Source organism: Nocardia sp. NPDC056000 (genome assembly GCF_042269265.1).
Lineage (GTDB): Bacteria > Actinomycetota > Actinomycetes > Mycobacteriales > Mycobacteriaceae > Nocardia.
Genome location: NZ_JBHJXS010000003.1, coordinates 300,324 through 312,302 on the forward strand (window position 1 = coordinate 300,324; position 11,979 = coordinate 312,302).

General features: G+C 66.8%; 12 protein-coding genes. 7 read left to right on the plus strand and 5 right to left on the minus strand.

Features of this window, described 5'->3' with window-relative positions; genetic code table 11:
- Positions 1-80: 80 nt before the first annotated feature.
- Positions 81-1,235 carry an FAD-dependent oxidoreductase gene (locus tag ACFC4D_RS09965; protein ID WP_376062431.1) on the minus strand — a complete coding sequence of 385 codons (1,155 nt, stop codon included), beginning with the start codon at positions 1,233-1,235 and terminating at the stop codon, positions 81-83.
- Positions 1,236-1,309: 74 nt separating this feature from the next.
- Between ACFC4D_RS09965 and ACFC4D_RS09970 the strand changes: the two genes are divergently transcribed.
- On the plus strand, positions 1,310-1,987 hold the full coding sequence (locus ACFC4D_RS09970; protein WP_376062432.1) for a TetR/AcrR family transcriptional regulator: 678 nt from the start codon (positions 1,310-1,312) through the stop codon (positions 1,985-1,987).
- Between the two features lie 31 nt (positions 1,988-2,018).
- Here the strand turns inward: ACFC4D_RS09970 and ACFC4D_RS09975 are convergent, their stop codons facing one another.
- Both ACFC4D_RS09975 and ACFC4D_RS09980 read right to left on the minus strand, forming a co-directional pair.
- On the minus strand, positions 2,019-2,798 hold the full coding sequence (locus tag ACFC4D_RS09975) for an alpha/beta fold hydrolase (protein WP_376062433.1): 780 nt from the start codon (positions 2,796-2,798) through the stop codon (positions 2,019-2,021).
- A gap of 73 nt (positions 2,799-2,871) precedes the next feature.
- Positions 2,872-3,324 (minus strand): VOC family protein, encoded by a 453-nt coding sequence (locus tag ACFC4D_RS09980; protein WP_376062434.1) that lies wholly within the window; start codon positions 3,322-3,324, stop codon positions 2,872-2,874.
- 135 nt (positions 3,325-3,459) lie between these two features.
- On the opposite strand from ACFC4D_RS09980, the gene ACFC4D_RS09985 reads away from it, so the two are divergent.
- The 3 genes from ACFC4D_RS09985 to ACFC4D_RS09995 all read left to right on the plus strand — a co-directional run bounded on the left by ACFC4D_RS09985 (position 3,460) and on the right by ACFC4D_RS09995 (position 6,787).
- On the plus strand, positions 3,460-4,983 hold the full coding sequence (locus ACFC4D_RS09985; RefSeq protein ID WP_376062435.1) for a sensor histidine kinase: 1,524 nt from the start codon (positions 3,460-3,462) through the stop codon (positions 4,981-4,983).
- 132 nt (positions 4,984-5,115) lie between these two features.
- Complete coding sequence (locus ACFC4D_RS09990; RefSeq protein ID WP_376062436.1) at positions 5,116-5,913, plus strand: RNA polymerase sigma factor SigF; 798 nt, start codon at positions 5,116-5,118, stop codon at positions 5,911-5,913.
- On the plus strand, positions 5,870-6,787 hold the full coding sequence (locus tag ACFC4D_RS09995; RefSeq protein ID WP_376062437.1) for a M23 family metallopeptidase: 918 nt from the start codon (positions 5,870-5,872) through the stop codon (positions 6,785-6,787). The genes ACFC4D_RS09990 and ACFC4D_RS09995 overlap by 44 nt, the downstream gene beginning before the upstream one ends.
- Before the next feature lie 49 nt (positions 6,788-6,836).
- Here ACFC4D_RS09995 and ACFC4D_RS10000 read toward each other — a convergent pair whose 3' ends face one another.
- Positions 6,837-8,018, minus strand: a complete 1,182-nt coding sequence (locus ACFC4D_RS10000; RefSeq protein ID WP_375952988.1) for a cation:proton antiporter — start codon at positions 8,016-8,018, stop codon at positions 6,837-6,839.
- A 161-nt stretch (positions 8,019-8,179) separates the two neighbouring features.
- Complete coding sequence (locus ACFC4D_RS10005) at positions 8,180-9,409, minus strand: alpha/beta hydrolase fold domain-containing protein (protein WP_376062438.1); 1,230 nt, start codon at positions 9,407-9,409, stop codon at positions 8,180-8,182.
- A 109-nt stretch (positions 9,410-9,518) separates the two neighbouring features.
- Between ACFC4D_RS10005 and ACFC4D_RS10010 the strand changes: the two genes are divergently transcribed.
- The 3 genes from ACFC4D_RS10010 (at position 9,519) to ACFC4D_RS10020 (ending at position 11,746) form a co-directional block, all read left to right on the plus strand.
- Positions 9,519-9,953, plus strand: a complete 435-nt coding sequence (locus tag ACFC4D_RS10010) for an alpha/beta hydrolase fold domain-containing protein (protein ID WP_376062439.1) — start codon at positions 9,519-9,521, stop codon at positions 9,951-9,953.
- A gap of 9 nt (positions 9,954-9,962) precedes the next feature.
- Complete coding sequence (locus tag ACFC4D_RS10015) at positions 9,963-11,189, plus strand: FAD-dependent monooxygenase (RefSeq protein ID WP_376062440.1); 1,227 nt, start codon at positions 9,963-9,965, stop codon at positions 11,187-11,189.
- A gap of 95 nt (positions 11,190-11,284) precedes the next feature.
- On the plus strand, positions 11,285-11,746 hold the full coding sequence (locus ACFC4D_RS10020; RefSeq protein WP_376062441.1) for a hypothetical protein: 462 nt from the start codon (positions 11,285-11,287) through the stop codon (positions 11,744-11,746).
- Positions 11,747-11,979: the final 233 nt, after the last annotated feature.

Here is an 11,979-nt window from a genome sequence, read left to right on the forward strand (position 1 = left end):
CGCGTGAATGGCCAGTTGATGACCATTCGTGCCAACTTGCGGTGTGACCCGGGGTGTCGGCGCTGTGACCGGGCGGCCTGTCAGGACCGGGCGGACGGTTCGAGTTCGGGCTGCGGCACACCGTTGAACAGATCGACGAGTCCGTACGGCGCGCGATCGCCGAGGCAGAGGTCGAGGATCTCGTGTGCGTCCGCGTAGAACGCGGCGCTGCGCGGGAACATGCTCGCCTCGTACGCGGTCAGGGCGGCCTCGATATCGCCGGGGTGCGCGGCGATGGCGAGCGCGAGTTCCGCGCCGTCGAGCATGGCCAGGTTCGCGCCGTCGCCGGAGGGCGGCATGAGGTGGGCGGCATCGCCGATCAGCGTCACCCCGCGCGTCCGGTCCCAGTGATGTCCGTCCGGCAGGGTGTGGATCATGCGCGGCACGGGTGCGGATTCACCCTCGGTGATGAGCGCGGTGAGTTCCGGTGCCCAGCCGTCGAATTCGGCCGCGATGCGCGCGGTCGCCGCGGCGGCGTCCGTGAAATCGATATCCGCGATCCAGGCGGCCGAGCGGTTGAGCTGCACGTAGGTGTGCAGTGTGCCGCCCGATTCCCGGTGCGCCGTAATGCCTTTGCCGGGTGTGGCCGCGTACATCGCACCGTCGCCGACCATGGCGGCGATGGCGGGATGACGCTGATCGGCGTTGTACAGATAGGTTTCGATGAAGGTGGTGCCGATGTACTCGGGCGTCGCGTCCGAGAGCAGCGGCCGGATCTTGGACCACGCGCCGTCCGCGCCCACGAGCAGATCGCTGATCACGGTCGAACCGTCCGCGAAGGTGAGTTCGTGCCGCCCGTCGCCGAGCGGGCGCACGCCGGTGACCTTGTGTCCCCACCGAATCGTGTCCTCGGGCAGTGAATCGAGCAGGATCTGCCGCAACTCCCCGCGCAGCACCTCGGGCCGGGTCGCCAGTCCGTCGTCGGCGACGTCGAGCAGTAGCCGGCCGTCCCGGTCGAAGACGCGCTGTGCCTCCGCGCCGGCGTGGATGATCGCCCGGAATTCGTCGGTGAGCCCGGCCGCTTCGAGTGCGAACTGCCCGTCGTCCTGATGGATGTCCAGCTGACCGCCCTGGGTTCGGGCGGCGGCGGAGGCTTCGGCCTCGTAGATGGTGGCGGTGATGCCGTGTACGTGCAGGACGCGAGCCAGGGTCAGGCCGCCCAGTCCCGCTCCGATGATGGTGATCGATGTCGTCATGATGCGCTCCCTTCAAAGCTCTCTGGAACGTTGTTCCACAAACCAGTTTGGAACAACGTTCCAGACATGTCAAGATGAAGATTGTGACGACCAAGAAGCAGCGGCCCGAACGCCGCGCGGACGCACTGTCCAAGGAGCGGATCGTCGAGACCGCGATAGCGATCCTCGATACCGAGGGCGAGGCCGCGCTCACCTTCCGTGCGCTCTCGGCCCGCCTGGCCACCGGCAGCGGCGCGATCTACTGGCATGTCGCGAACAAGAACGATCTGCTCGCCGCCGCGGCGGACGACATCATCGCCCGGGTCATGACCGAGGTGCCCGCGGGCGCGGAACCGCGCGAATCCATTCGCGCCGTCGCCCTGGGCGTCTTCGACGCGATCGACGCCCACCCCTGGGTGGGAGCCCAACTCTCCAGTGAGCCATGGCATTCCGCGAATATGCGGATTCTGGAGGGCGTCGGCGGACAGCTCGAGGCCCTCGGCGTGCCCGAATCAGCGCAGTTCGACGCGGCTTCCGCCCTGGTGAACTACATCCACGGCCTCGCGGGCCAGTACGCCGCGGGCGCGCGCATAGCCCGCGAAACCGATCGCGCGGCCTTCCTGGCCACGGTCGCGGACCGCTGGACCCGGCACGATCCGCAGCGATACCCCTTCGTGCACCGGATCGCCGCGCAACTGGCCGACCATGACGATCGGGCGCAGTTCCGCGCCGGTCTCGACCTCATCCTGGCGGGTATCGACACGCTCCGATAGCCGGGTGGCCTACCGCCCGGCGTACTCGGAATCAGCCGCGGGCGGCCTGTTCGATGACATCGGCGACCGCGAGCGGCTGCGAGACCAGCGAGGCGTGCGAGGCCGTGATCTCGCTGGTGTGCGCGTGCATGCGCTGTGCCATATAGCGCTGGGACGCGGGCGGAATGACCTGGTCCTGGCTGGAGACCAGATACCAGCTGGGCGTATTCGACCAGGCGGCGGGACCGGACGGTTCGAGATTGGCGGTCAGCGCCAGCGAGCGCTGATGCGTGATCATGTCCGCGGCCGTGGCATCGGAGACGTCCTGGGCGAACACCTCGTGGAAGTACGCCGGATCGACGTAGGCGTCGAGGCCGCCGTCGGCCACCTTGACCGACAGTGCGGGCGGCAGCAGTCGACTGCCCGGGAATTGCACCGGATTGATCTCCAGCAGCGCGGGCTCGCCCGGTGTCGGCGCGAATCCCGCGATATAGACCAGCGCCGTGACCTTCGGGTCGGACACATTGGTGATGACCGTGCCGCCGTAGGAGTGCCCGACCAGCACGATCGGCCCGGACAGTTCGTTCAGGGTGCGCTCGATGGCGGCCGCGTCATTGGCGGGTCCGCGTAATGGGTTGTCGGGCACCACGACTCGATATCCGTCGGCGCGCAATTTCGTGGCGACGCCGTCCCAGCTGGTGGCGTCCGCGAACGCGCCGTGCACCAGGACGACGGTCGGCAGAGCGGGTTCCGCGTGCGCGGTGACCCCGGTGAGCCCCAGGACGGCCGCCGCGCTCAAAACGCCGGTCCGCAGTGTTGTCGGTATCCGCATGATCGTTCTCCTGTCCCAGCGGGCAGTTGACGAATGAAACGCTATACCTATCCGGCGCGCAATTCCGTGTCACCTAGGCGGCACAGAATTCATTGCCCTCGGGATCGCGCATGACCCACCAGTGCCCGGCCGGTCCCTGGTCGACCTCGTGCACGCGCTCGGCCCCGAGGCTCTCCAGCCGCTTGACCAGCGCTTCCAGTTCACCCGGCACACCGTGCACGTCGATATGCAGGCGATTCTTCACGGATTTGGGTTCGGGGACGTCCTGGAAGAGCAGTCGCCTGCCATGGCCCGCGCCGCTGAGCGGATCGAACGGATCCTCGGGATGCCGGATTCCCGCCAGCCCGCGAAAAGTGTTGTGGCCATTGTGTTCTCGAACGGCCTCCGGCGGCAGGTGCCCCGCGGCGAGCAATTGTTCGATGAGCGGGCTCGGATCCTCGACCTCGTATTCCAGTGCGGCGGCCCAGAAATCGGCCAGGACCGGGGCGTCCGCGCTGTCGATGACAAGCTTCCAATTCAATGCCATACCGACTGTTATAGCGTCCCGGCGGGCGATTCACAGGAAACACCCAGCGCACATACAGCGTCACCGAGGTTGCCAACGCCACCATCTAGCCATGACGGTGTGGCACAACGATTCGGAACCGGGGCTGAGCGGGACGTGAACCTGCGGAAGACGCTGGCTCGGCGGGCCTCCTCGGTGCCGCTCCGAATCGGCTTGGTGGTGGCGATGGTGGCGCTCGCGGCACTGGTGCTCTTCGCCTCGGGGGTGGCGCTGACCTCCGCGTTATCGCGTTCGCTGACCTCGCGAACCGATGAGCAACTCTTCGACGCCGCGCGCGGCTGGGCGCAGCCGCGCGCGATGAAGCAGATCACCACCGAGGACGGTCGCGCGGTGTGGGTGCCCACCGATGCGCCGCGTCCGCCGCAACCTGTGAAGACGACGGGCGAACAGCCCCGCCGATTCTATGAACTGCGCAAGGGCCCGGACGGCACGGTGTATTCGGAATTCCTTGCCGGAGGCGATGATTCGACCCCCGCGCTGTCGGATCTGCACGGCGACGGCCCGGCCACGGTGCGCTCCACCGATGAGTCCATGCCGCGCTGGCGGGTGCTCACCATCGCCAACGAGTACGGCTCCACGACCATCGGCATCTCACTGGCCGAGAACCGCGAGACCATTTCCGGCCTGATCTATTTCGAACTGGCCACCGGCATAACGGCTTTGCTGGTGCTCGGCACCGGCGGCTATCTTGTGGTGCGCCGGAGTCTGCGGCCGCTGCGCCAGGTGGAGGAGACCGCCGCGGCCATCGCGGGCGGTGATCTGCATCGCCGGGTGCCGGTGCGCAATGTCGATACCGAGGTCGATCATCTGGCCCGGTCACTCAATGAAATGCTGGCCCAGATCCAGCACGGGGTGGCCGCGACCGAGGCGCAGGAGGAGGCCGCCCGGCGTTCGGAGGCGAAGATGCGCCGATTCATCGCCGACGCCAGCCATGAACTGCGCACCCCGCTGACCACCATTCGAGGTTTCGCCGAGCTCTACCGGCAGGGCGCGAGCGCCGACGCCGCCGGAATTCTCACCAGGATCGAGGCCGAGGCCGCGCGGATGGGGCTGCTGGTCGAGGATCTGCTCATGCTGGCCAGGGTCGACGCGAACCGCCCGTTCGAGCGAAAGCCGGTGGATCTGCTGACCATCGGTTCCGACGCCGTGCACAACGCCCAGGCCATCGCCGCGCGCCAGCAGGCCACCGCGGACGCACCGGCCCGCCCGATCAAGCTCGAGGTGTGCCCGGGGGAGGGCACTCTCCAGGTCGTCGGCGATGAGGCCCGTTTGCGGCAGGTGCTGGCGAATCTGGTCGGCAACGCCCTGACCCATACGCCCGCCCCGGCCCCGATCACGGTGCGGCTCACACCGTCTCCCGATGAGGTCCGGATCGATGTCGAGGACAAGGGGCCGGGCCTGGCCCCCGATGCCGCTATGCGGGTCTTCGAACGTTTCTATCGCACCGATTCCTCGCGCACCCGCGCCAGCGGCGGCACCGGCCTGGGCCTGTCCATCGTGCAGGCCCTGGTGGCCGCGCACGGTGGCCGGGTGACGGTCGACACCGCCCCGGGCGCCGGTGCGACCTTCACGGTCCGGTTGCCGCGGGAGGTGCCGCCGGGCACGCCCGCCACGAGCTGACGCCGAGCCGCGATCGCGGCGTTTTCGCCCTCGGATACCCGCAGGTAGAGATCAATTCGGACTGATTACGTTTTGATAACGAACGAGTGGGTACTCGGTATCTGTCGGATTCGTAGAGAAGTGAGGAACTTCATGAACGAGGCGATAGCCACCAAGGACAGCTATGACGATATCGAGGTGCGGTTCACCGAATGGTCGCAGCTCGATCGTGCTGACCCGCACTGGGAGGTGCTGCGCGAACGCATCATCGAACTGTGCCTGCCGCTGGCCGAGCATATCGCGCGCCGGTACAAGGGCCGCGGTGAGGAATTCGACGATCTGCACCAGGTGGCGTCGATGGGATTGGTGGCGGCCGTCGACCGCTTCGATGTGACGCGCGGGAGCTCGTTCCTGTCCTTCGCGGTGCCGACGGTAATGGGTGAGGTGCGGCGGCATTTCCGCGATAACACGTGGTCGGTGCGAGTTCCGCGCAGTGCCAAGGAATTGCAGGGGCGTATCGCCCCGGCGGTCGAGGTGCTGGCGCAACGGTTGGAGCGCATGCCCACCGCGCGGGAGATCGCCGCCGAACTCGAGGTCGAATTGGCCGAGGTCACCAAGGCTTTGGTGGCACGCAATGCGTATCAGGCGAGTTCGCTCGACGCGACCCGCGATAGCGAATCCGGAGAATCCCCGCTGGTCGCCACGCTCGGTGCGGAGGAGCCGTCCTATCGGCTGCTGGAGAACGCGCTCGCGGTGGGCCCGCTGCTGGCGAAATTGCCCGCGCGCGAACGCCAAATTCTGCACTGGCGCTTCTTCGAGAATCGGACCCAGTCCGAGATCGGCCAGCGATTGGGCGTCTCGCAAATGCAGGTTTCGCGATTGCTCACGCGCACCCTGTCCGACCTGCGTGAACAGGCACTCGGCCCGGAAGAGTTCGCGCGCACCGCGTAATCCGGCCGCCACGCACGCACGGTGCCGGCGCTCCGGTCCATACGGTTTCCTGGGAACGACTCACAGCTTCGTCTGTTACGGTCTCGCGGCCGACTCAGGGCAGAACGAGGTTGGAGGCGCAGTTCTATTGCACGGCAATACTTCCGGGATTCAGAATGGCCGGGGTGCGCACCGGCGCCAGCCCGCGATCAAGGTACTGCGCGGTCGCGCGGTGATAGCCGCGGTGGCCGCGGGCGCGGCGGTGGCCGCCACGCAGGCCGGTATGCAGCAGGCGCATGAACAACCGGCGGACACGTCCGCCACCGAGGAGTTGGCGGCCTTACAGCCGGCCACCCTGGATGGCACGGATGCGCATTTCCCGGAGATTCTCGATGCCGCCCAGGTGGAGAATCCCGAAGACTTCCAAGACATTCTGCGCAATGGCGAGCAATTCGAGGCCGATATCGCGGCCCGCGCCGCTTCGAAACTGCGCCCGCTGTTCGTGAAATTCGCCGAGGGCACCTTCACCTCGGGTTTCGGTTCGCGCTGGGGCGCGGAACATTTGGGCGTGGATATCGCCGCCCCGATCGGAACGCCGATCTACGCCGTCGAGGACGGCAAGGTGATCAGTGCTGGTCCGGCCTCTGGTTTCGGCATGTGGGTGCGACTTCAGCACGATGACGGCACCATCACCGTCTACGGGCATGTCGATACCGCGACGGTCGATGTGGGTCAGCGGGTGCTGGCGGGTGATCAGATCGCCACGGTCGGCAATCGCGGTTTCTCCACCGGCCCGCACTGCCATTTCGAGGTGTGGCTCAATGGCGCGGACAAGGTCGATCCGCTGCCGTGGCTGGCCAGTCGTGGCATTTCGCTGGGCCCCGAACGGGATTGACCGCCCCGGTGGCCGCCCGCGTCGAGCGGGCCACCGGCGGCGATCGTGGTCAGGCCGTGCGCACGCGCAGCTGATCCGCCCACCGCAGCGCGGGTTCGATCAATCGCGCGGCGACCGGTCCCAGTACGGCCATGATCAGCACGTAGGTGGTCGCGAGCGCCGCGAACGCGGGCGGCACCGCCCCGTACGCGACCGCGAGACCCGCGATGACGATGGAGAATTCACCGCGCGCCACGAGCGCCGATCCGGCGCGAGCGCGTCCGTAGCGGGAAGCCCCGGCCCGCCCGGCCGCCCACCATCCGGTCGCGATCTTGGTTCCGGCGGTGAGCACCGCCAGCACGATCGCCCAGCCGAGCACCGGCGGAATACTCGCCGGATCGGTGCTGAGCCCGAACAGTACGAAGAACAGCGCCGCGAACAGATCGCGCAGCGGTTCCAGCAGTTTGGTGGCATTGTGCGCGGTGGAATCGGAGATGGCGATACCGAGCAGGAACGCCCCGACCGCCGCCGAAACCTGTAGCGCGGAAGCGATTCCCGCGATCAGCAGGGCGGAGCCGAGCAGTTTGAGCAGGAAGATCTCCCGGTCTTGGCTGTCGACGATCTTGGAGACGTATTTGCCGTAGCGCAGCGCGACCACCAGCACCACAGTGACCGCGGTGAGCGCGATGGCGACCGTCTTCATACCCGCCGCGAATCCGGCCCCGGCCAGGATGGCGGTGAGCACCGGCAGATATCCGGCCATCACCAGATCCTCGAACACCAGGATCGACAGAATCGTCGGGGTCTCCCGGTTGCCAAGTCGCCCAAGGTCATTGAGCACCTTGGCGACGATTCCGGAGGAGGAGATATAGGTGACGCCCGCCATGGCGACCGCCCCGGTGGCTCCCCACCCCAGGATCAGCGCCACCGCTACGCCGGGCACCGCGTTGAGTACCAGATCCACCACGCCCGCGGCCCAGGAGCTGCGCAGCCCGGTCACCAATTCGCTTGCGGTGTATTCCAATCCGAGCAGCAGGAGCAGCAGTACCACGCCGATCTCGCTGGCCAGTTCGATGAACTGGTCCACATGCTGCAATTCGATCAGCCCGCCGGTGCCGAACACCAGCCCGCCGATCAGGTACAGCGGGATCGGTGACATCCCGATCCGCGCCGCCAATCGTCCGAGCAATCCCAATCCGAAGAGCACCGCGCCCAGTTGAACCAGTGACAGTGCGGTTTCATGCGCGACCATTCAGCTCAGCCGTCCGTGAGATCGCGGCCGGCTGGGCCGGAGGTGATCATCTTCAACTCGAACAGTGCTACGAACGAGCGCAATATCTGTGTTGCTGCAATATTCACGCCCCAACCCTAATCGGGCAAAACGGGCGAGGGGTGATTGTGGTGGTAGAAGGGCTATGCGCTGGACCGGACCCGCGCCCGTCCGGCCTGCTCCCGGATGAACTTCCCGGCCTGTTCGAGGGCGTCCGCGGCCTCGGGCAGGAACGACCAGAACAGGTGGAAATTATGGGTTTCCACCGGATAGAGCTCGAGCCGGGCCCGCACCCCGTGCGCCTGGGCGTGGTCCAGGAGTTGATGCGCGTCGGTGAGATGCGAGTCACCCGTGCTCGCCTGGATGAGCAGCGGCGGCAAGCCCGTCAGATCGGCCAGCAACGGGGCGACGATCGGATCATCGTCGCGATGCCCGGCCAGATAGTCGGGCACGATGCGGCGGTGGAAATGCGCCCCGGACACCTTCCCCGGCTGCGCGTCCGGTAGCTGGGCATCGAGTGTTCCGCAGTGCAGATCGATTCCGGGGCAGAGCAATACGACGCTCGCGGGCTGCGGCAGTTGTTCCTCGCGCAGTCGCAGCAGGACCGATATGGTCAGGTGCGCACCGACCGAATCGCCTGCGAGCGTGATGTTCTCGGCCTCGACACCGGTATCGAGCAACCAGCGGTAGGCGCTCACGGCGTCGTCGACGGCCGCCGGGAACGGATGTTCCGGCGCGAGGCGATAATCCGGGATGAGCGTGCTGCTGTTCGCGGCGACGGTGAGCGCACCGGCGAGCGAGCGGTAGCCGAACGCCGAGCCCGCGATATACCCGCCGCCGTGCAGATAGAGCACCGTGGTGTCGTTCGGTTGTTCGGTCCGCACCAGCAGACTCGGCACCCCGCCCGCGTTGGCCGGTCGCACGGTGACCTCCGGCGGCGGCGGGAATTGCGCGTGCAGGTCCTCGTAAGCCGTTCGCAGCACCCCCAATTCGGGATCCGGATCACCGAAAGGCTCCCAGTACTGCGCGATTCGCGCCAGCAGCTCCCCGCCGACCGCCCGGGTTGCCGATACCGCCTCGTCCACATCGTCGAGAATGCGCCGTGCGCGATCGAGCAGCGCCTCCCCGGCCAGCGTCAGCTCCACCCGATGCGTGGTGCGCCGCAACAGATCACAGCCCACCAGGCGTTCCAGTCCCCGAATCTGCCTGCTCAGTGCGGGTTGTGAGACGTACAGGCGGGTGGCTGCCCGGCCGAAATTGAGTTCCTCGGCGACGGTGACGAAGGCTCGCAGGTGGCGCAACTCGATCGCATCGGGCGCTTTGGGGAGCGGGGTCGGGCTTCCGGCCGTGTTCTCGCCGGTCTGGACGTTCATGATCGTCAGTATTGCCCAGATCCGGTGCGAGCGGTCATGCCGTGGACGCAAGACTGTTATGCGCATTCGGACCTTCCTTCGGTCGCGGGGCCGATGCGAATGTTCTGGCATGCCTTCCACCCCGGCCCGCCACCGGGTCGCCGACCTGCGATTGCGGTCCGCGATCGTCGACCGCGGCTCTCGTATCTATTGGCCCGGTCCCACCGGCCCGCCGCGCGCACTGCTGACGCTGTTCGAGGTCGGTCCGTCGAACCGATCGATCGATCTCGACGCGCTGTGCCGAACCTTGAGCGCCGCAGGCGATTTCGTCGTCCTCGCGGTGCGATACGACCTGCTGCCCGAGCAGCGCGCCGCCGTAGAGCGCGATGCCCTGCGCACCCTCGAATGGGCCGCCGAACACGCGGCGGACCTGTCCGCCGATCCGGACCGCCTGCTGATCGGCGGTCGCGGTGCGGGCAGCGCCGTCGCCACCGCCGTGCGCAAGCTCGCACATGAACAGGGCTGGCCACCCATCCTGCGCCAGTTGATGATTCCCACCCTTTAGGAGCACCCGATGAATACCACCGCCCGTACCGTCCTGATCTCCGGCGGCAGTATCGCCGGTCTGACCCTCGCATACTGGTTGCGCCGCTACGGATTCGAGGTCACCGTCGTCGAACGCGCACCCGCCCCGCGTCCCGGCGGGCAGGCCGTGGATCTGCGCGGCGTCGCCAAGGAGGTCGCCCAGCGCATGGGCATCCTGCCCGAGATCGAGCGGGCCCGCGTGCACGAGCGCGGTCTGGCCTATGTCGACGCCGCCGGTGACTGGTCGGCGAGTATGTCCGCCGAACTCTTCGATGGTGAGGGCGCGGTCGCCGAGATCGAGATCCTGCGCGGTGATCTCACCGATATCCTCTATGCCGCAGCGCGATCCGGTGTCGAGTACCTCTTCGACGATACGATCACCGAGCTGCGCGAGACCGCGGACGGCGTGGTGGCCGACTTCGGACGCCATGCCTCGCGCGTCTTCGATCTCGTCGTCGGCGCGGACGGTCTGCACTCCACGGTGCGCCGCCTGGCCTTCGGTCCCGAATCCGAATTCGTCCGGCATCTGGGTGCGTACCTGTCCTACTTCACGGTGCCCGTGGAGGGCCTCGACCTCGAGGACTGGTTCCTGATGTACAACGCGCCCGGTGGCCTGCTCGCCGCCATCCGGCCGGAGGGACCGGCCAGTGCCAAGGCCATGTTCGGTTTCAAGGCAACGGATCTGGTGTACGACCGGCACGATCAGGCGGGGCAGCAGCGCATTCTCGCCGAGCGGTTCGGTGAATTGGGCTGGCACGTACCGCGATTGCTCGAGGTGATGGATCAGGCCCCGGACTTCTTCTTCGACACCATCAGCCAGACCCGGATGGACAGCTGGTCCCGCGGCCGGGTCGCCCTGATCGGTGATGCGGGCTACTGCGGCTCCCCGCTCTCGGGCAACGGCACCGCGATGGCCATGGTCGGTGCGTACGTCCTGGCCGGTGAATTGGCCCGCTCGCGCGATGACCACCGGGCGGCCTTCGACCGCTATCAGCAGGAACTGCGCCCGTACGTGACCGAATGCCAGAAGCTGCCGCCGGGCGGTGTGAATGGTTTCCTGCCCGGTAGCCGGGCGGCCATCCGCATGCGCAATCTCTCGGTCCGGGTGATGACCTCGAAGCCCATGCGCGGCCTCATGTCGAAGCAGTTGCAAAAGGCCGACGCCATCACACTGCACGATTACACGGATTTCGAGGCCCTGACACAGGGAAATTAGCTGACAATGCGCTGATGGGTAACGCGGCGTCGCGAATGCCCGATATGGTCGGCAATGCTCGAGTCTGGTCCCTACCACCGCAGGAGATCTCCACGATGGCTTTGCGAACCACGATGGCTTTGAGAACCACACCGGCTTTGAGAACCACCCTGGGTTTGTTCGCGATCATCGGTGCCGCGGCGGGGATGGCATCAACGGGAGTCGCCGCTGCCGATCCGGTCTCCATCCCCTTTCAGATAAATCCCGCTCCGTTCGGCAATCCGAACGGCAGCTTCGATGCCCCCGCGATGCGATGCGCGGCGGTGGTCGGTGATCAGCCCGGCGTAGTGCTGATCACCGGCGACAAACCCGGCGGCTGGGGCTGCCCCCTGTCGGCCGGGGTCAACTGGATCAACCTCGCCACCGGAGCCACCGGCGCGGCTCAACTGTCCAACGGCCTCAACGGCATTCCCGCCGCCGCGACGCTCAATACCGGTGGGGGACAGGTCGCTTTGATCCTCAATCCCGTCGGCGGCGGCATCGTCACTCCCGGTCTGGCGACCTTCTTCGTACCGTAGGGCGGCATTCGGCTGCGGCGCTTAGCGATTCAAGCGCAAGATGGGGTGAACAGAAAGTGGACCGGACATCACATTTTCTGTTCACCTTCCGTATGTTTCGGATATCTTGGCTATACAACTTTCGGGCCGAATGTATGTACGTGTTGCCGGGATCGTGATCGATTCCCGGTATTTGATCGAACGCTGGACCGGGAGTCGCTCGTGCGCATCGCATCTGCTCGCAATATTGGAAT